The 20,835-nt window shown below is 37.6% G+C and carries 21 protein-coding genes; all 21 read right to left on the bottom strand.

The window, feature by feature from the left end:
- Positions 1-11: 11 nt before the first annotated feature.
- Positions 12-554 (bottom strand): ATP-dependent protease proteolytic subunit HslV, encoded by a 543-nt coding sequence (hslV, locus tag AC1Q51_RS06355; RefSeq protein ID WP_000526274.1) that lies wholly within the window; start codon positions 552-554, stop codon positions 12-14.
- 42 nt (positions 555-596) lie between these two features.
- The gene (gene xerC / locus AC1Q51_RS06360) at positions 597-1,496 is read right to left on the bottom strand and encodes a tyrosine recombinase XerC (protein WP_001101245.1); all 900 of its coding nucleotides are present in this window, start codon (positions 1,494-1,496) and stop codon (positions 597-599) included.
- A gap of 65 nt (positions 1,497-1,561) precedes the next feature.
- A complete protein-coding gene (trmFO, locus tag AC1Q51_RS06365) occupies positions 1,562-2,866 on the bottom strand; it encodes an FADH(2)-oxidizing methylenetetrahydrofolate--tRNA-(uracil(54)-C(5))-methyltransferase TrmFO (protein ID WP_000213006.1) in 1,305 nt (434 codons plus the stop codon).
- Positions 2,867-2,914: 48 nt separating this feature from the next.
- Positions 2,915-4,993 carry a type I DNA topoisomerase gene (gene topA, locus AC1Q51_RS06370; protein WP_001286955.1) on the bottom strand — a complete coding sequence of 693 codons (2,079 nt, stop codon included), beginning with the start codon at positions 4,991-4,993 and terminating at the stop codon, positions 2,915-2,917.
- Positions 4,994-5,137: 144 nt separating this feature from the next.
- The gene (gene dprA, locus AC1Q51_RS06375) at positions 5,138-6,007 is read right to left on the bottom strand and encodes a DNA-processing protein DprA (RefSeq protein ID WP_000818046.1); all 870 of its coding nucleotides are present in this window, start codon (positions 6,005-6,007) and stop codon (positions 5,138-5,140) included.
- Positions 6,008-6,094: 87 nt separating this feature from the next.
- Positions 6,095-6,997, bottom strand: a complete 903-nt coding sequence (sucD, locus tag AC1Q51_RS06380) for a succinate--CoA ligase subunit alpha (RefSeq protein WP_000115178.1) — start codon at positions 6,995-6,997, stop codon at positions 6,095-6,097.
- A 19-nt stretch (positions 6,998-7,016) separates the two neighbouring features.
- A complete protein-coding gene (gene sucC / locus AC1Q51_RS06385) occupies positions 7,017-8,177 on the bottom strand; it encodes an ADP-forming succinate--CoA ligase subunit beta (protein WP_001020790.1) in 1,161 nt (386 codons plus the stop codon).
- A 193-nt stretch (positions 8,178-8,370) separates the two neighbouring features.
- A complete protein-coding gene (gene rnhB, locus AC1Q51_RS06390; protein ID WP_098284587.1) occupies positions 8,371-9,144 on the bottom strand; it encodes a ribonuclease HII in 774 nt (257 codons plus the stop codon).
- Between the two features lie 56 nt (positions 9,145-9,200).
- A complete protein-coding gene (gene ylqF / locus AC1Q51_RS06395) occupies positions 9,201-10,091 on the bottom strand; it encodes a ribosome biogenesis GTPase YlqF (RefSeq protein WP_000236702.1) in 891 nt (296 codons plus the stop codon).
- A 20-nt stretch (positions 10,092-10,111) separates the two neighbouring features.
- Positions 10,112-10,663, bottom strand: coding sequence for a signal peptidase I (gene lepB, locus AC1Q51_RS06400; protein WP_000711852.1), 552 nt, complete (start codon positions 10,661-10,663; stop codon positions 10,112-10,114).
- Positions 10,664-10,764: 101 nt separating this feature from the next.
- A complete protein-coding gene (rplS, locus tag AC1Q51_RS06405; RefSeq protein ID WP_001186516.1) occupies positions 10,765-11,109 on the bottom strand; it encodes a 50S ribosomal protein L19 in 345 nt (114 codons plus the stop codon).
- Positions 11,110-11,255: 146 nt separating this feature from the next.
- Positions 11,256-11,990 (bottom strand): tRNA (guanosine(37)-N1)-methyltransferase TrmD, encoded by a 735-nt coding sequence (gene trmD / locus AC1Q51_RS06410; RefSeq protein WP_000686899.1) that lies wholly within the window; start codon positions 11,988-11,990, stop codon positions 11,256-11,258.
- Positions 11,990-12,505, bottom strand: coding sequence for a ribosome maturation factor RimM (rimM, locus tag AC1Q51_RS06415; protein WP_000170272.1), 516 nt, complete (start codon positions 12,503-12,505; stop codon positions 11,990-11,992). The genes trmD and rimM overlap by 1 nt, the downstream gene beginning before the upstream one ends.
- Positions 12,506-12,625: 120 nt before the next feature.
- Complete coding sequence (locus tag AC1Q51_RS06420) at positions 12,626-12,853, bottom strand: KH domain-containing protein (protein ID WP_000737399.1); 228 nt, start codon at positions 12,851-12,853, stop codon at positions 12,626-12,628.
- A 14-nt stretch (positions 12,854-12,867) separates the two neighbouring features.
- Positions 12,868-13,140 carry a 30S ribosomal protein S16 gene (gene rpsP, locus AC1Q51_RS06425; RefSeq protein WP_000268750.1) on the bottom strand — a complete coding sequence of 91 codons (273 nt, stop codon included), beginning with the start codon at positions 13,138-13,140 and terminating at the stop codon, positions 12,868-12,870.
- 101 nt (positions 13,141-13,241) lie between these two features.
- The gene (gene ffh, locus AC1Q51_RS06430) at positions 13,242-14,591 is read right to left on the bottom strand and encodes a signal recognition particle protein (protein ID WP_000863460.1); all 1,350 of its coding nucleotides are present in this window, start codon (positions 14,589-14,591) and stop codon (positions 13,242-13,244) included.
- Between the two features lie 12 nt (positions 14,592-14,603).
- Positions 14,604-14,936 (bottom strand): putative DNA-binding protein, encoded by a 333-nt coding sequence (locus AC1Q51_RS06435; RefSeq protein ID WP_000891062.1) that lies wholly within the window; start codon positions 14,934-14,936, stop codon positions 14,604-14,606.
- Between the two features lie 132 nt (positions 14,937-15,068).
- Positions 15,069-16,058: a signal recognition particle-docking protein FtsY gene (gene ftsY, locus AC1Q51_RS06440; protein ID WP_000007642.1), complete on the bottom strand. Its 990-nt coding sequence runs from the start codon at positions 16,056-16,058 to the stop codon at positions 15,069-15,071.
- A gap of 15 nt (positions 16,059-16,073) precedes the next feature.
- Entirely contained in the window at positions 16,074-19,643 is a 3,570-nt protein-coding gene (gene smc, locus AC1Q51_RS06445; RefSeq protein ID WP_075717457.1) for a chromosome segregation protein SMC, read from the bottom strand.
- Positions 19,644-19,790: 147 nt separating this feature from the next.
- Positions 19,791-20,528, bottom strand: a complete 738-nt coding sequence (rncS, locus tag AC1Q51_RS06450) for a ribonuclease III (RefSeq protein ID WP_001146875.1) — start codon at positions 20,526-20,528, stop codon at positions 19,791-19,793.
- Positions 20,529-20,586: 58 nt separating this feature from the next.
- Entirely contained in the window at positions 20,587-20,820 is a 234-nt protein-coding gene (gene acpP, locus AC1Q51_RS06455; RefSeq protein ID WP_000786062.1) for an acyl carrier protein, read from the bottom strand.
- Between the last annotated feature and the right edge of the window lie 15 nt (positions 20,821-20,835).

Raw genomic sequence — 20,835 nt, forward strand, 5'->3', positions numbered from 1 at the left:
CCCTTACGATTCTACAATTCTTCAACAATTATGTTGTGATTCGTATAAACACAAATATCACCAGCAATCTCTAAACTCGCTTTCGCAATTTGTTTCGCTGTTAAGTGTTCACTTGCATATTGCTTTAAAGCACGACCTGCAGAAAGCGCATAATTTCCACCAGATCCAATTGCTAAAATACCATCATCCGGTTCAATCACTTCTCCTGTACCTGAAACAAGAAGCATAGTTGTTTTATCCATGACAATGAGCATCGCTTCTAGTTGACGTAACATTTTATCGCCACGCCATTGTTTTGCCATTTCAACAGCAGCACGCTGCAAGTTGCCATTATACTCTTCTAATTTCCCTTCAAACATTTCAAAAAGAGTAAATGCATCAGCAACTGAACCTGCAAAACCAGCTAAAACTTTACCTTGGAAAAGTCTGCGAACTTTACGAGCTGTATGTTTCATTACAACAGCATTTCCCATTGTCACCTGACCATCTCCAGCCATTGCACATTCTCCATTATGATGAACTGCAAATATCGTTGTAGCGTGGAAATTCCCCATAGAAAAAACTCCTTTATTTGTTTTTATAGCTTTTAAAGCAATTTATGCCCGCGGGTGATGCTTCATGTAAACAGAACGCAATCTTTCTTTAGATACATGCGTATAAATTTGTGTAGTCGACAAATTCTCATGACCTAATAGCTCCTGTACAGTACGTAAATCCGCCCCTTCATCTAACATGTGTGTAGCAAATGTATGCCTTAACATATGGGGACTTATCCGCATTGTCAGTGACGCCTTTTTAATGAGTTCATTTAAAACATAACGTACTCCACGACTTGTTAGCGGTGTACCTTTCGCATTTAAAAATACCATACGAGAGTCTTCGTCAGTCTTATTAACTAACTGTTTTCTCCCATTCTCTATATAAGTAATTAAAGAATCTTGCGCATAGCTTCCGAACGGAATATACCTTTGTTTTTTTCCTTTTCCCATTACTAAAATTGTTCCCACCGCAAAGTCAATATCGGTAAGTTGTAAATTGACACATTCACTCACACGGATTCCAGTCGCATACATCAACTCTAATAAAGCTTGATTCCTTTGACCTAATGGTGTTCCCGTGTCAGAAACTTCAAATAATTCCTCTAACTCTTCAGCATATAAAAACTTTGGGATTGACAATTCTTTTTTGGGGAGTGACGCAAGTGCAAACGGATTATCTTTTCGATAACCTTCACGCATCAAAAAACGATATAAACTTCGTAAGCTTGATACTTTTCTTGCGACAGATTTACGGGCTAACTTTTCATCGTGCAACGTCGTTAAGTACAAACGAACATCCGCGTATGTAACGTCTAAAAAAGAGGATATGCCTTCTCGCTCCATAAATTGCACAAAATGTTCTAAATCATTTTGATAACTTGCAATTGTATATTTTGAATAATTTCTTTCAATTTGTAAATATCCAACGAATAATTGTAACAATTTCTTCACATTCACACAACTCACCTCAATAAAGGCTACTAAATCGTATCACAACTTAGTAGCCTTTGCAAGAAATTTAATTAAATATTTACAAAATTTTGAATTGTTTCTAAAGCTCGTGTTGCGTATGCTTCATTTCGTTCCGCTTTCTTTTTGATCTTTTTCTCTAACGGTGCAAATAGACCGAAGTTTGCATTCATCGGTTGGAAGTTTTTAGCATTTGTTGCCGTAATGTAATTTGCCATGCTACCCATTGCAGTTACTGACGGTAATACAACTGGCTCTTCACCTTGCACAAGACGTGCAGCATTAATTCCCGCTAATAATCCTGATGCTGCTGATTCAACATATCCCTCTACTCCAGTCATTTGACCAGCGAAGAATAAATCATCACGTTGTTTATATTGATATGTTGGACGAAGCAAATTAGGTGAATTAATAAACGTATTACGATGCATTACACCATAACGTACAATCTCTGCATTTTCCAGTCCCGGAATTAACTGTAGCACTTCTTTTTGTGGTCCCCATTTTAAATGCGTTTGGAAACCTACGATATTGTATAAAGTTCCCGCTGCATCATCTTGACGCAACTGAACAACAGCATATGGCGTTTTTCCTGTTTTTGGATCTTCCAATCCAACAGGTTTCATAGGTCCAAATACTAGCGTCTGTCTCCCTCTACTTGCCATAACTTCTACTGGCATACAACCTTCAAAGAAAATTTCTTTTTCAAACTCTTTTAAAGGCACTGTCTCAGCAGCAATTAAAGCCTCATAAAAACGGTCAAACTCTTCTTCTGTCATTGGGCAATTTAAATATGCAGCTTCACCTTTGTCATAACGCGATTTTAAATATACTTTATTCATGTCAATGCTGTCTTTTTCTACGATTGGTGCTGCCGCATCGTAGAAATAGAAATAATCTTCACCTGTTAGTTCTTTTAATTGTGCAGCAAGATCAGGAGATGTAAGTGGACCTGTTGCAATAATTGTTGGTCCTTCTGGAATTTCAGTAAGCTCTTCGTTCACTACAGTTACATTCGGATGGTTTTTTACGTATTCTGTTACTTTAGCTGCGAACTCATGACGGTCTACAGCTAAAGCACCTCCAGCTGGTACAGAGCACTCGTCTGCCGCACGAATAATTACAGAATCCATTAAACGCATTTCCTCTTTAATAACTCCAACTGCATTTGTTAAAGTGTTTGCACGAAGTGAGTTACTACATACTAATTCAGCAAATTTATCTGTGTGATGAGCTGGTGTTTGCCTTACCGGCCTCATTTCATATAATCTAACTTGGACACCACGTTTTGCAATTTGGTAAGCTGCTTCACTTCCTGCAAGACCTGCGCCAATGACGTTTACTACTTGTGTTGTCATTTATATCACCTTTCCTTTTCTTCCCGAAAAAAATGTGAGCAGTTACGCTCACATTTGTTGTTCTTCTTCATAATCGCACGAAATACATTGTACTTGCACGCCTTTTTTTAACTTTTTCTCTACAAGCATGCCTTCACACTTCGGACATTTACGACCAATTGGCTTATCCCAAGATACAAAGTCACACTCTGGATACGTACCGCATCCATAGAAAAGACGTTTCTTTTTGTTACTGCGACGCTCAATAATTTGTCCTTCTTCACATTTCGGACAAGTTACACCGATTTCTTTCACAATCGCTTTTGTATTACGACAATCAGGGAAATTCGAACAAGCCATAAACTTCCCGTATTTACCCATTTTAAAGACCATTGGATGTCCGCATAATTCACAGTCTTCCCCAGCTGGCTCATCTTTAATTTCCACTTCACGCATTTCTTTTTCCGCTTTTTCTAAGCGCGGTTCAAATCCTACGTAGAAATCATCAACAATTTTCACCCAATTGGCATTTCCTTCTTCTACTTCATCAAGGCTTTGCTCCATATTGGCAGTAAATTCAATGTTAATAATTTCTGGGAAAAACTCTAAAATAAGTTCAATTACTATTTCACCAAGTTCAGTCGGAACGAAGCGTTTATTATCCAAACCTACATATCCACGTTTTTGAATCGTTTCAAGTGTAGGTACATAAGTCGACGGTCTTCCAATTCCAAGTTCTTCAAGTGTTCTTACTAGACGGGCCTCTGTATAGCGCGGAGGAGGTTGTGTAAAATGTTGCTTCGGTTCTAAATCCTTTGAAAATACAGTTTCCCCTACTTCTAAAGGCGGCAACATCTTATCCTTTTCTTCCGCACCATCATCTTTCGACTCTACATACACTTTCATAAATCCTGGGAACTTTACAACCGATCCACTTGCACGGAACTGAACATTGTTATTAATGAGTCTCGCTGTCACAGTATCCATTATAGCAGACGCCATTTGACTTGCAACAAATCGCTCCCAAATCAATTTATATAATCGAAGTTGATCACGACTTAAGAAACTTTTCAGTTCCTCTGGCTTTCTCATTACCGAAGTAGGACGAATTGCCTCATGTGCATCTTGTGCATTTGACTTTTTCGATTCTTTCTTCTTTTCTGTTCCTATGTATTCCGTACCATACGCTTCAGTGATGTAAGTACGTGCCTCTGTTTGAGCTGTTTCTGAGATACGTGTTGAATCAGTTCTCATATACGTAATAAGACCTACAGTTCCTTGTTTTCCAAGATCTATCCCTTCATACAATTGCTGTGCAAGCATCATCGTTTTCTTTGCTCGCATATTTAACTTACGTGCTGCTTCTTGTTGCAAGGAAGATGTTGTAAACGGTAATGCAGGATTACGTTTTCGCTCTTTGCGCGTTACATTTTCAACTGAAAACGCATTGTCTTTCATCTGTTCAATTATTTCATTCACTTGCGTTTCATTCGTTAATTGAACTTTTTCACCATCTACACCGTAAAAACTTGCTTCAAATGTGTCTTTTCCTTTTACAAATTCTGTTTTAATTGTCCAGAATTCTTCAGGTTCAAAGCTTTGAATTTCCTTTTCACGTTCGATGATTAAACGAACTGCTACAGATTGTACACGCCCTGCACTTAATCCTTTTTTTACTTTCTTCCATAATAAAGGACTAATATTGTAACCAACAAGACGATCAAGTATGCGTCTTGCTTGTTGTGCATCTACTAAATCCATATTAATTGCGCGAGGATGTTTAAATGATTCTTTGATTGCATCTTTCGTAATCTCATTAAACACAACCCGACAATCTGATTCAACGTCCACATTTAACGTATTCGCTAAATGCCAAGCAATCGCTTCCCCTTCGCGGTCTGGATCGGCCGCGAGATAAACTTTCTTTGCTTTTTTCGCCGCTGATTTTAAATCCTTTAAGACGGGACCTTTACCACGAATGGTAATATACTTCGGGGTGAAGTTGTTCTTTACTTCTATCCCCATTTGACTTTTTGGCAAATCGCGAACATGTCCCATAGACGCGACAACTTTGTATTTTTTCCCTAAATATTTCTCAATGGTCTTCGCCTTAGAAGGCGACTCCACGATTACGAGGTAATCTGACATGCTAGTGCCTCCTTAAGAGGTGGATTCAAGTCTTCATTAATCTTATTGATTTCTCTTGTTTTTGTCAATCAAGAATGAATATACCATACAGTGCCAATCTACCATTTGTCAATAATTGTTTAATAAAAATTTAAAAATATAAGGTTAATTTAAAATCTCCTCCAAGATATCTTCTGCATTTCTTACTAATTTTGCTCCTTGTTGAATAAGATGATTCGTTCCCGATGCCCCCTCTATAAATATAGGTCCAGGAAGCGCAAACACCTCTCTATTTTGCTCTAACGCAAGGTCTGCAGTAATAAGTGTTCCACTTCTCGATTTGGCTTCTACAACTAAAACACCTTTACTTATACCACTAACAATCCGGTTCCTTTTTGGAAAATACCATTTTTTCGGTGCATAGTGCGGAGGATACTCTGTCAATAACAATATATATTCCTTCCACATTTCATATAAATGTCTATTTTCTTTCGGATACATAAACGACAATCCGTGCCCTAATATCGCAATAGTCGGGCAATGATGCCTTACTGTAATCTCATGAGACATTGTATCTATCCCTTTTGCAAACCCACTGACAATAAGCCACTCTCTTTCTAATAAAGGGTGTAAAATAAACTTCAAACTCTCATGACCATATAATGATGGTTCTCTCGTTCCAACAACTGCTAATTTATTTACTTTATTGAGAAAATCTTTTTCTCCTTTTCCATATAAAACGAAGGGAGGATCTTGTATTTCACGTAATAATTGCGGATAATTTTCATCCCATATCGTTATATAAAAAATACGATTTTTCTCTAAATAAGATATATATTGCGGAAGATTTGAACTTTGAAGAAATTTCACTAGTTCTGAAGATTTTTTCGAGGATATTCCAGTGTAGTATTCCATTTGTTTTTCGTTAAAAGTATATATGTTCTTTAATTCTGGATCGACATATAGTAGCCTCTCCATCGCTTTCCAATAATCTGCTAGCAAGTAATGAAGATGTAATAATCGCTCTCTTTTCATCTCAATTCTCCTTACCCATAATTTTTATTATGTAAACAGAAAAAGTGTAAAAAGACACCCTCAAGTAAGAGGGTGTCTTTCAACAGATTAATAGTTTTTGCAAGTCTCAAATAAACCTTTTTCTTTTAAAACAGAGATTAGCGTTTCTCCCATAACTGCTGGAGTTTCAGCTACTTTAATGCCACAAGCTTCCATTGTTTTAATCTTTTCAGCAGCAGTTCCTTTACCGCCAGAAATGATTGCACCAGCATGGCCCATACGTTTGCCAGCAGGCGCTGTTTGACCACCAATGAAGCCTACAACAGGTTTTGTCATATTAGCTTTTACCCATTCAGCTGCCTCTTCTTCTGCTGTACCGCCGATTTCACCAATCATAATTACAGCATGTGTTTCTTCATCTTCATTAAATGCTTTTAACGCATCAATAAAGTCTGTACCGTTAACAGGGTCCCCGCCGATACCTACAGCAGTAGATTGTCCAATACCCTCTTGTGTTAACTGGTGTACAGCTTCATACGTTAAAGTACCAGAGCGCGATACGATACCTACATGACCTTTTTTATGAATGTATCCTGGCATAATACCGATTTTACATTCATCAGGCGTGATAACACCTGGGCAGTTTGGTCCAAGTAAACGTGTATGTTTACCAGCCATATATCTCTTTACGTTTACCATATCTAATACAGGAATTCCTTCAGTAATACATACTACTAAATCAATTTCTGCATCAACTGCTTCCATAATTGCATCAGCCGCAAAAGCGGGTGGAACGTATACAACTGAAGCGTTTGCGCCTGTTGCTTTCACTGCATCTTCTACAGTATCAAATACTGGTACACCTTCAATATCAGTGCCACCTTTACCTGGCGTTACACCACCGACAATTTTCGTACCGTATTCAATCATTTGTTTTGTATGGAATAAACCTTGAGAACCTGTAATACCTTGAACAATAACTTTTGTATCTTTATTAACTAATACGCTCATTTTTCTCCCCCGCTTTCTATTAGCCCACTAGTGAAACAATTTTTTGTGCACCGTCTGCCATAGATTCTGCTGCAACAATATTTAAGCCAGACTCATTTAAAATTTTCTTACCTAGTTCTACGTTTGTACCTTCAAGACGTACAACTAAAGGTAACTCAAGACCTACCTGTTTCGTTGCTTCAATAACACCTTCTGCAATAACATCACACTTCATAATGCCACCAAAAATGTTAACGAAGATACCTTTTACATTTTTGTCAGAAAGGATAATTTTGAATGCTTCTGTAACTTTTTCAGCAGTTGCACCGCCACCAACATCTAAGAAGTTAGCTGGGTCACCGTGGTAATGTTTAATGATATCCATTGTAGCCATCGCTAAACCTGCACCATTAACCATACAACCGATATTTCCATCTAAAGGAATGTAGTTTAAGTCGTATTTTGAAGCTTCAATTTCTTTTGCATCTTCTTCGTCAAGATCACGAAGCTCTAAAATGTCTTTATGGCGATATAACGCATTAGAATCAAAGTTTAATTTTGCATCTAGTGCCATAACTTTACCTTCACCTGTTGTAACAAGTGGGTTAATCTCAGCGATAGAGCAATCTTTTTCAATAAACGCACGGTATAAGCCCATCATAAACTTCACAGCTTGTCCTACAAGCTCTTTTGGAATATTGATGTTAAATGCAATTCGGCGCGCTTGGAAACCTTGTAAGCCTACTGCCGGATCAATATATTCTTTAAAGATTTTTTCAGGTGTTTTTTCTGCTACTTCTTCAATTTCTGTTCCGCCTTCTTCAGAAGCCATTAAAACAACTTGAGAAGTTGCACGATCTAAAACTAGACCTACATAATATTCTTTTTTAATATCGCAACCTTCTTCGATAAGTAAGCGTTTTACTTCCTTACCTTCAGGACCTGTTTGATGTGTCACAAGTGTAGTTCCTAAAATGCTTTCTGCATATGTACGAACTTCATCTAAATTTTTTGCAACTTTTACTCCGCCAGCTTTGCCGCGTCCACCAGCGTGAATTTGTGCTTTCACTACACATACATCTGTTCCTAATTCTTTCGCTGCTTCTACAGCTTCTTCTACTGTAAATGCAACCTTCCCGTTCGGAACGCTAACCCCATAGCTTCTAAGGACTGCCTTACCTTGGTACTCATGGATATTCATGGTCCCATCCTCCCCTGTTTTCCTGTTTTACTCGAAAAGTTTTTTAATGTTTAAAAAACATTACATTGCCATTGTATAAGATGATTGGCACGCTGTCTACAATAAAGTGTCAGAAAACTGAAATCGCTTTATTCTTTTTCGAAAATAGTAATGTTTATATGCCAAAATAAAAAATAAGCTGCATATTTACAGCTTATTTTTGAATCATATCTTTAATTGGCGCGAATGACTTTCGGTGTTCCTCTAATACTCCATGCACTTCAATTGCCTCTAAATGTTGCTTTGTGCCATATCCCATATGTTGCTCAAATCCGTATTCAGGATACTTCTCTCCCAGTTCTTTCATCATACGATCTCTCGTTACTTTTGCGATAATGGATGCAGCTGAAATCGAAACACTTTTCGCATCACCTTTAATAATTGAAGTTTGCGGAATTGGTGTGGGAAGCTTCATCGCATCAATTAATAAATGTTGGGGTGTATAAGATAAATTTGCAACAGCATCTAACATCGCTTGTTTCGTTGCTTGGTAAATATTAATTTCATCAATAACTTGCGGTGATACAATTCCAACTCCAATTGCAATCGCTTGTACTTTTATTTCATCATAAAAACGCTCACGTTTCGCTTCACTCAGCTTTTTTGAGTCATTTAACCCTGGAATATAAAAATCCTCAGGAAGAACGACAGCTGCCGTCACAACAGGCCCAGCCAATGGCCCGCGCCCTACTTCATCAATACCTGCGATATATGTGACCCCTTTTTCACGCAAACCATTTTCATACTTGGACATTTCAAAAAACTTCTCTTTTTCTTTCTGTTCTAACTCTTTTTGTTTATACCACTTCAAAACGAGCTTTTGAACGCCTTTTCGCTCATCTTTCATTAACAGTTGAAAGCGATCATCTTCTTCATTCATAATTTCTTTCAATACATTTTCCGCTTCTTTTATCGTCATTGTTTGCATTTATACAAGCTCCTTTTTAAACGTATCCAAAAAGAAAAGACGCACAAACGCACGTCTTATACTTCTTCTATTTTTTCCACATCTTCTACTTGCTCTGCAAACTCTTCCGGTGTCTCAAACGTCATTTTTCCAAGTTTGCCACCACGAAGCTCACGAAGTACAAGCTCAGATGTCTTATCATAATCAATCATTCCGCCGCCCATTAAGCAGCCTCTATTTTTTCCAATTGCATCGAATAATTCCACAATATCTTCTGGAATCTCATTTAAATTGTAGCGTTCTTTCAAGCGTTCTGGATAATGTTTCTCCATAAAACGTAATGCGTAAACAGCTACATCTTGTAAATTTAAAATTGAATCTTTAATTGCACCCGTCGTCGCTAAGCGAAGACCCACTAATTGATCTTCAAATTTAGGCCACAGAATACCTGGCGTATCTAACAATTCCATTTCCTTCCCAACTTTAATCCATTGTTGAGCTGTTGTCACACCTGGACGATCTCCTGTTTTAGCAATATTTTTCTTTGCCAATTTATTAATCAATGTAGATTTACCAACATTTGGTATACCTACAATTAATGCGCGAATCGCTCTCGGTCTAATACCTTTTGCAACCATTTTATCAAATTTTTCTTTAACAAGCACTTTACAAGCTGCTGCAATTTCTTTCATACCTTGTCCAGCTTGCGCATTAATCGAAATTGCCATATGGCCTTTTTCTTTAAAATATGCGATCCATTGTTTTGTTAAACGATCATCTGCCATATCCGCTTTATTTAAAACAACAAGCCTCGGCTTATGTGTAATGATTTCATCAATCATTGGGTTTCGAGATGATAATGGTAATCGAGCATCTACAAGCTCAATTACAACATCAATTAATTTTAATTTCTCCGTTACTTGGCGTCTAGCCTTCGCCATATGCCCTGGAAACCATTGAATTACCATGTTGCCACCTTCTTTTTCATTTATTTCACAATACGTGCGTCTTCTAACGGCCAATATAACATATTGGCTTTACCAATTACTTGATCCTTTGAAATCGTACCGATTGAACGGCTATCTTTACTAAAACGACGATTATCACCTAAAACAAATAATTGATCTTTTGGAACAGTTTTCTTGCCTGTCATTTCTTCAAGATTAAAATCATATGTAAGCGGTCCGTCAGCAATTTGCTTTTTCTGCTTGTCTAAATACGGCTCCTCATAAGCCTTTCCGTTAACATACAGTTTATCATTACGATACTCTATTTCATCGCCTGGCAGGCCTATAATGCGCTTAATGTAATCTTTATCTTCTGTTGCTCGAAATACGATAATATCAAAGCGTTTTGGATCTCCAATGTGATAACCAATTTTATTCACAATCATTCGATCACGATCATGTAAGGTAGGTGCCATCGATACCCCGTCTACGAGAATTGGAGCAAAGAAAAACTGTCTAATAACACCAGCTAATACAACAGCAATCAAAATTGCTTTAATCCATTCCCAAAGTGAACTCTTCTCTTTTTTCATGCATTTCCCCTCCACGGTTATGTAAGCTGTTCGTATTATACCAAAATTTCATATAGATTGGAAAAAGGGAGCTTGTGCATTTACAAGCTCCCATACATGTCTTATCGAATTTCTTTAATACGTGCTTTTTTACCGCGAAGGTTACGTAAGTAGTATAACTTAGCACGACGTACTTTACCACGGCGAAGTACTTCGATTTTCGCGATTCTTGGCGTGTGAACTGGGAATGTACGCTCAACACCTACACCGTAAGAAATCTTACGAACTGTGAATGTTTCACTAATTCCGCCACCACGACGTTTAATTACAACACCTTCGAAAAGCTGAATTCTTTCACGAGTTCCCTCAACAACTTTTACGTGTACACGTAAAGTGTCACCAGGACGGAATGAAGGAAGGTCAGTTTTTAATTGGCCTTTTGTAATTTCTGCGATTAATTGTTGCATATTAAATTCTCTCCTTTAAACAGATGCTCTTATAAAGTCTTAATAAATTACAGCGGAACATCGTTAATACGGCTACTGATTTCAGTAGCACAAATGTTATAATAGCATATTACTAGGCCTGTTGCAATAGCAAATATATGAAGTTATTACTGCTCTCGCTTTATTTCCTCAAGCCATTTTTTCTCTTGTTTAGATAGATCTCTATCATCTAACAAATCAGGTCTACGCGTATACGTACGGCGCAAAGATTCCTTATGTCGCCATTCGTCAATATTTTTATGATTCCCTGACATTAATACATCCGGTACCTTCATACCACGAAAATCAGCCGGACGTGTATAATGAGGATGCTCTAATAAACCTGTACTAAACGAATCCTCCACTTGTGAAGCATGATTTCCTAGCACGCCTGGCAAGAGACGTACAACACTATCAGTAATAACCATAGAAGCTAATTCTCCGCCCGTTAATACATAGTCACCAATAGAAATCTCATCCGTTACGAGATGCTCACGAATTCGTTCGTCATACCCTTCATAATGCCCACATACAAAGATCAAATGTTCTTCCTCTGCAAGCTCTTCCGCTTTCTTCTGCGTAAATCTTTCGCCCTGCGGACACATTAAGACAACTCTCGGCTTACGCTCTGTCTCTTTCGTCAAATCTTCTACAGCATCAAAAATAGGCTGAGGAGTAAGCACCATACCAGCTCCTCCGCCGTAAGGATAATCGTCTACGCTATTATGCTTACTTGTTGTATAATCACGAAAGTTAACAACACGAAGGTTTACCGCTTCTTTTTCTTGCGCCTTCTTTAATATAGAAGATCCAAATACACCGGTAAACATGTCTGGGAACAACGTTAAAATATCAATTTTCATTATAGCAACCCTTCCATTACATGAATGGTTACTAATTTATTTTCAATATTAACTTGAAGTACAACGTCATCAATATAAGGAATTAAAAGATCTTGACCCTTCGGACGTTTAATCACCCAAACATCATTTGCACCAGGAGAGAGAATTTCTTTGATTGTCCCTAGCGCTTCTCCTTCTTCCGTTACAACGCTGCAACCAATAATTTCGTGATAGTAGTATTCACCTTCAGCAAGTTCGCCTAACTGCTCTTCTGGTACTTTTATTAAAGAACCTTTAAACTTCTCTACTTCATCTACATTGTTATATCCTTCAAATGTTAATAAATCGAATGTCTTATGTTGGCGATGAGAAGTTACCTTCACCGGAAGGTAGTCTGTGTCTTTCTCATTCGATATGTATAGTGTGTTTCCTACTTTATATCGCTCTTCTGGAAAATCAGTACGAGAAATAACACGGATTTCTCCTCTTACGCCATGAGTATTTACAATTTTCCCTACGTTAAACCATTTTGTCATAAATAGTATGTCACCCCTGGTTTCTATATAAATTAAGCATCTCCATTTCATATATGGAACATGCAATCTCTATTTAAATGTTAAAAAAGGGAGAGGAATAACTCCTCGCCCTTTTTACGTTTATTGAATTTCCAGTGTTACTTTTTCATCATTATGATGTCCCACTGAATACAAGAGCATTCGAATCGCTTTCGCAACTCTCCCTTGCTTTCCAATGACTTTTCCAACATCCTCAGGATGTACAGTTAATCGATACTTTATCTCTCCGTTGTAAAGTTCCTGTGTAACTTTTACATCTTCAGGATGATCGACAAGAGGCTTGACAATCGTCTCGACTAACTTCTTCATAGTCATTGCCTCAATTACTTACCTTGTTTAGATAAGTGGAATTTCTCCATGATACCTTGGTTAGAGAATAAGTTACGAACTGTATCAGATGGTTTAGCACCATTTCCTAACCATTTTAATGCTGCTTCTTCGTTGATCTTAACTTCAGCTGGTTGAGCAACTGGATTGTAAGTTCCGATTTCCTCAATGAAACGTCCGTCACGAGGAGAACGAGAATCTGCAACAACTACACGATAGAAAGGAGTTTTTTTAGCTCCCATACGTTTTAAACGAATTTTAACTGCCATTTATAAAGCACCTCCGAATTTATTTCACACAGATAATTATATTAGCAAAAAGACTATTGCTTTGTAAAGTATTTTTTCTTAACAGAGCCATCTTTTTTTCCTTACATGAATGGAAACTTCAATCCACCTAGTCCTTTTTTCTTGCCTTTTTGCATTCCAGTCATCGTCTTCATCATTTTTTTCATGTCATCGAATTGTTTGATTAGACGATTGATTTCTTGTACAGTTGTACCGCTACCTTTGGCAATGCGCTTTTTGCGACTAGCATTGATTATTTCCGGTTGTTCTCGTTCTAATTTAGTCATAGAACGAATAATTGCCTCAATATGCCCAATTTGTTTTTCATCAACTTGCGCATTTTTCAGCCCTTTAATTTTATTTGCACCAGGAAGCATTCCTAACAATTCATCAAGCGGCCCAAGTTGACGCACTTGTCCAAGTTGTTCTAGGAAATCGTCAAGCGTAAACGAAAGCGTACGCATTTTTTGCTCAAGTTCTTTTGCTTTCTCTTCATCAACTGTAGCTTGCGCTTTTTCAATCAATGTTAAGACATCGCCCATCCCTAAAATACGGGATGCCATACGCTCTGGATGGAACGCTTCAATTGCATCTAGTTTTTCACCCATACCAGCAAATTTAATCGGTGTGTTTGTTACAGCCTTAATAGATAATGCAGCACCACCGCGCGTATCACCATCTAATTTCGTTAATACAACACCTGTTAAACCTAACTGTTCATGGAAACTTTGTGCAACATTTACCGCGTCTTGTCCCGTCATCGCATCGACAACAAGGAAAATTTCATCCGGTTTCGCAACTTCTTTAACTTTCGCTAATTCATCCATTAGTTCTTCATCAATATGCAGGCGACCCGCTGTATCGATTAAAACATAATCATGATGATCTTCTTTTGCTTTTGCAATCGCTTGTTTCGCAATTTCAACAGGACTTACTTGATCTCCTAAAGAAAATACAGGCATGTCCAATTGCTTCCCTAATGTTTCAAGCTGTTTAATTGCTGCTGGACGGTAAATATCAGCTGCAACAAGCATCGGTTTACGATTATGCTTTTTACGAAGCAAATTCGCAAGCTTACCTGTCGTCGTTGTTTTACCCGCACCTTGCAGACCAACCATCATAATAACAGTCGGTGGCTTATTAGCAACAGCAATTTTGCTTTGCTCTCCGCCCATAAGTTCTGTAAGTTCTTCCTGTACAACTTTAATTACTTGTTGTCCAGGTGTCAAACTTTTCATTACATCTTGTCCGACAGCACGTTCAGACACACGCTTCACAAAATCTTTTACTACTTTAAAGTTAACATCTGCTTCTAAAAGAGCTAGACGAACTTCTCTCATCATTTCTTTCACATCGGCTTCAGAAACTTTTCCTTTGCCGCGGATTTTTTGCATTGTCTGTTGAAGTCGGTCGGCTAATCCTTCAAATGCCATATTGCCGCCCTCCTAATCTAATTTTTCGATAGCTTCAACAACTTGTTTCATTTCTTCATTCACATGCTCTTCTTCGCTGATTAGCTGTTTTAGCTTTGCAACAAGTCGCTGTCGCTCTTGAAACTTTTGAAGTAATACTAATTTTTCTTCATATTCTTCAAGCATCGCTTCAGTCCGTTTAATGTTATCATACACGGCTTGGCGACTTACATCAAATTCTTCCGCAATTTCACCAAGAGATAAATCATCTAGATAATAAAGCGACATATAACTTCTTTGTTTTTGCGTTAACAACGATTGATAAAAATCAAATAAATAGTTCATTCTCGTTGTTTTTTCGAGCATGTTGGATCATCCTTTGTTAAGTGATTTCCCTTTACATGAATTAGTTTACATGGAGTCCAAAAGAGTGTCAAGTTTTTTTCTTAACATCATATGTTTTTATAGAAAAAGAAGCGGAAATACCGCTTCTTTCGCTTATACTTCTTCTGTTTCTACTAAGTTCGCAAATAAACCATACACATATTGTTCTGGATCAAACTGCTGCAAATCATCCATTTGCTCTCCTAATCCAACAAACTTCACCGGTACATCCATTTCGTTACGAATCGCTAATACAATACCACCTTTAGCAGTTCCATCTAACTTCGTTAAAACAATACCAGTTACATTCGTTGCCTCCCGGAATGTTTTCGCTTGGCTTAAACCGTTTTGTCCTGTTGTTGCATCAATAACAAGCAATACTTCATGAGGAGCACCTGGTACTTCACGCTCAATTACACGCTTCACCTTCTCTAACTCTTTCATTAAGTTTACTTTATTTTGCAAGCGTCCTGCTGTGTCACATAGTAATACATCTACCTTACGTGCTTTCGCAGCTTGTACAGCGTCATACATAACCGCCGCTGGATCAGATCCAGATCCTTGTTTAATCACTTCTACACCAACACGATCGCCCCATACTTCTAATTGTTCAATCGCCCCAGCACGGAATGTGTCTCCTGCTGCCAATAGGACTGACTTACCTTCTGATTTAAACTTATGCGCCAGTTTACCAATTGTTGTCGTTTTTCCTACACCGTTAACACCAACAAATAAAACAACCGTTAATTGGTCCTCTTGCATATTAATTTCGTTACTAAAATCGCTGTCACCTTTGTAAATTCCCACTAGTTTTTCTGAAATAACAGCTTGTACTTCTTTTGGATCTTGAATGTTACGACGTTGTACTTCTTCTTTCAATTGATCAATTAATTCCATTACCGTCGCAACGCCAACGTCTGCACCAATTAAGATTTCTTCTAACTCTTCGAAGAAATCTTCGTCCACTTTACGGTAACGATACACTAAATCATTCACTTTATCCGCAAATGAATTTCTAGTTTTTTCTAATCCGTGTTTAAATTTCTCTGTTACTGTATCCGTTTGTTTTGAAATTTTTTCTTTTAGTTTTTTAAAAAAACTCATACTTTCCCATCCTTCCTATTCACTTGCAATAAGTTCTTCTCCGGCATCTAAACGAACCGAAACAAGTTTAGATACCCCTGATTCTTGCATTGTTACACCGTACAACACATCAGACTCTTCCATTGTACCTTTTCTATGTGTAATTACAATAAACTGCGTCTCATCACTAAATTTCTTTAAATACTGTGCAAAACGAGCTACATTCGCTTCATCAAGGGCGGCCTCTACCTCATCTAGTACACAGAACGGTACTGGGCGCACTTTTAAAATACCAAATAAAAGCGCAATTGCCGTTAAAGCACGCTCTCCACCTGAAAGTAAACCTAAGTTCTGCAATTTCTTCCCTGGCGGTTGTGCTACAATATCAATACCCGTATTTAGTAAATCCTCTGGATTAGTCATTACTAAATCCGCTCTACCGCCTCCAAATAATTCAGAGAATACCGATTGAAATTCCATTCTAATGCCTTCAAACGTAGTAGAAAAGCGCTTTTTCATTTCTTCATCCATTTCGGTAATAAGCTGGTGCAATGTCGTTTTCGCTTCTTCTAGATCGTCTCTCTGCTCTAGTAAGAATGTATGACGCTCCGCTACACGTTCATATTCATCAATTGCCCCTAGGTTCACTGTACCTAACTCTTCTATGGATAATTTGATTAATTTTACTTTCTTACGCGCATCTTCTGCAGGCATTGTCATTGTATATTTTAGTTTCGCCGCTTCAAATGAAATCGTATATGTTTCACGTAAATGTTGTAATCTATTTTCCAACTCTACATCAAGTCGGTTTATTCTCACTTCTTGATCTTTCAACATTTCAAGAATATATTTATGTTTACCTGTCGTTTCTTTCAAATTGCGTTCTAAATGTTCTACTCTCTCTTGCAACGATACACGTTGTTCACGACGAGAGCGAATTAATTCTGAAGTTTGATTACGATCATACGCTTTCTTCTCAATCATATTCGTAATTTGCTCTTCACCACTTGAATTAGATGTCATTTCTTGTTTTAAGAATGCTAAATCCTCTTTCGTTTTTACAAGTGTCGTATCCGTTTCTTCTTTTTCCTTCGTCAATCGTTCAACTTTTTCTTTTTGATTAGATAAGCGTTGTTGCTTTTCAGCTGCCAGCACTTTTAATTCAGTCATTTCTTTTTGAACTTTTTCTTTCGAAGAATGTTGCTCACTTTTTTGTTTTGTTAAAGCTACAATTTTACTATCTAACTCAGTGATATCAGCTTGAAGATTCGCTAAAATCCCTTCTAACTCCTCTTTACGCCCTTGCATTTTTACTCGATCTTGTAAAAACCCTTCAATCTCTAAATCATAAATAGACAAGCGGTCATTAATACGATGTTCTTCTAATTCTAAACGATTAATCTCTTCTCTTAATTTCTGCTCTTCTACACGATCCACTTCTACAGTTTGCCTTAGTTCGCGTATTTTCACTTCTTTTTCTTGAATCTCTTGTTTTACTGCTTTAACAAAGTTTTCTAACTTCGTTGTTTTTTCTTCCATATCAGTTAACTTGCGAGTCCACTCTTCCAGTTCACGTTGGCGTCCTAATAAAGAAGATTTCGCTTGTTTTACCGCCCCACCAGTCATAGAACCGCCAGGATTCACTACGTCACCTTCAATTGTTACAATGCGATAACGGTATTGCAGTTGTTTCGCCAACTCATTTGCTCCGCGTAAATCTTTCGCAACAATAACAGTACCTAATAAATTTGAAACTACATTTTCATATTTATTGTTGTACTGCACAAGTTCTGCCGCCACACCTACAAACGATGGGTGTTGATTTACAATGCGTAATTGCTCAAATGATAACGATCTGCTTTTAATAACAGCTTGCGGTAAAAACGTTGCACGTCCATGTTTATTTTGCTTTAAAAATGCAATCGCATTACGAGCATGCTCCTCTGTTTGTACAACAATATGCTGCATCGCTGCACCTAGAGCGATTTCCATTGCAACTTCGTATTCTTTCGGAACCGTTAACAGTTCCGCAACAGCACCCTCGATACCTTGCAACCTATTTTCTCTAGCTTTCAATACTTCACGTACACCTTGATAGAAGCCAGAATAATCTTCTTGCATCTCTTCAAGCATTTCTTTTCGAGAACGTGCCTGTTGCACAAATTGGTATGCTTGGTATAGTTTTGTTTCATTTTCACTATACTGCGTCTTACATTTCCCAAGTGCCGCCTCTGTCTTCTGTATGTTTGAGAGAATGCCAGCTACTTTTTCTTTCGCTTGTTCGTAACTTTCTACAAGTTTCGTCTTTTTCGCTGTAATTTCCATACGCATTTCTACATATTTCGCATTCTCTTCATCTAGACGCTCGTTTTTAGACGTTTGCTGTTTAGATTGTTCTTCAATCATAGATAATTCATTGCGATGACTAGCTTGTTGATTTAAAAGTTCAATATAGTCACCTTTTAAATTCTCAATCTGTTCCTCTAAATTGTCAGCAAAAGTAGCAAGCAATTGCTCATTATCATGCAATTTTTGCTCCAACTCTTTTACTTCATTCACAAATTGCATTAAAGCTTCTGTACTTGACTCAATCTCACCATCGTAAATTTTAGCTTTCTCTGTTAATTCAACAATTAACTGCTCAAGTTGCGCACAATGCGTCGTAGCATTTTGCTTTCTCTCTTTTAACAACTCGCGCTGCCCTTCTAGTTTTTCTAGCTCTTTACTAGAAAGAAGAAGTACCTCTTGCAACGAGTCTACAGACTCATCTACCGCTTGTAATTGTCCTCGTAATTCCTCAAGTTCTTCTTCACTTTTTTGTAAATTCGTTGACATTTTAGCTTCTTCGTTTTTATTATGCCCAAACTGATTTCGAAGTGCTTCCCATTTCTCATGCAATTCTTCAATTTCATGGACAATAAGCGCAGCTTCTACTTTCTCTAATTCTTCTTTATTCTCAAGATAATCTTTCGCAATAGAAGCTTGTCTTTCTAAAGGTTCTACTTGACTACTTAATTCATGAATTATATCTTGTACACGATTTAAGTTTTCTTGTGTTTCTTCTAATTTTCCTTCAGCTTTCTTTTTGCGAAGTTTGTATTTTAGTACGCCTGCCGCTTCTTCAAATACACCTCGACGCTCTTCTGACTTACTACTTAAAATCTCTTCCACTTTCCCCTGGCTAATAATTGAAAAAGCTTCTCTTCCCATACCAGAGTCCATAAATAAATCAATAATATCTTTCAATCTACATGATTGTTTATTAATATAAAAATCACTTTCACCTGAACGAGATACACGACGTGTTACACACACCTCATTGTATTCAATTGGTAAACGTTGATCTTCATTATTTAAAGTTATTGTTACTTCAGCAACATTAACCGCTCTCCTCGTATCACTGCCTGCAAAAATAATATCCTCCATCTTTGCACCACGTAATGATTTTGCAGATTGTTCACCAAGTACCCAGCGAATTGCATCAGTAATATTACTTTTCCCGCTTCCATTAGGTCCTACTACAGAAGTTACACCCGGGACAAAATCAACAGATACACGCTCAGCAAAAGACTTAAACCCTGCTATTTCTAATCTTTTTAAAAACACGAAAGGCCTTCCTCCTATTCTCCGTCTTTATAAATGTTCTCTATACAAAAACAAGCTATTATACGGATTTACCTTCTTTTTATTTACAAACAAAAAGAAAGTTTCATTCTATGCACAAGGAATCCCCCTCATTCAAAGGGGGATTCCTTATAGTTGTTCTTTTAATTTTTTCAATGCTTCTGCAGCAGCTTGTTGTTCTGCTTCTTTTTTCGACTTACCACTACCAAGACCTAAAGCTACGTTATTTAACGTAACACGTGACACAAATTCTCGATTGTGAGCTGGTCCTTTTTCTTGCAAAATTTGATACTCAACATTGCCACTACCATCACGCTGAATCAATTCTTGTAACTGACTCTTATAATCCATCACATGAGAAAAAGCACCCTCATTAATTTTCGGATATACAATTTCTTTTAAGAATTCCCAAACTGTTTCTAACCCTTGATCAAGATAAAGGGCACCAATAAACGCTTCAAAGACATCCGCTAATAAAGCTGGTCGTTCACGTCCACCTGTCATTTCTTCACCTTTTCCTAATAAAACAAGGCTACCAAATGACAATTCGTTCGCAAAACGAACAAGAGATGGCTCACATACAATAGCTGCACGTAGTTTTGTTAACTCTCCTTCGCTCATTGTCGGATATTTTTGAAACAGATACTGCGATACAGTAAGTTCCAATACTGCATCTCCAAGAAATTCAAGACGCTCATTATCTTCATGCGGTTTTTTTCGATGCTCATTCACATACGATGAATGCGTAAATGCTTGAATCAATAATTTTTCATCTGTAAACGTAATACCTATCTTTTCTTGAAACACTTTAAATGCTTCACGATATTTTGTTTCGTATTTTTTTTCTCTATATTTTCGGTACGGCATAGGTCCCTCCAGATATAAGCCAGAAAGCCCCGCTAAAAAACGGGACTTCACTTAAGCATTATAGATGACTCTCTATGTAAGTCACAGCATCGCCAACAGTAGCAATCTTTTCAGCATCTTCATCAGAAATTTCCATTTCGAATTCATCTTCTAATTGCATTACAAGTTCTACTACATCTAGGGAGTCTGCTCCTAAATCTTCCTTGAAGCTTGCAGCTGGTACTACCTCAGTCTCTTCTACTCCTAAACGATCAACGATGATTTTTGTTACGCGCTCTAAAACATCTGCCATTCCATTCACCTCCCC

This window comes from Bacillus sp. MT94, assembly GCF_058792475.1.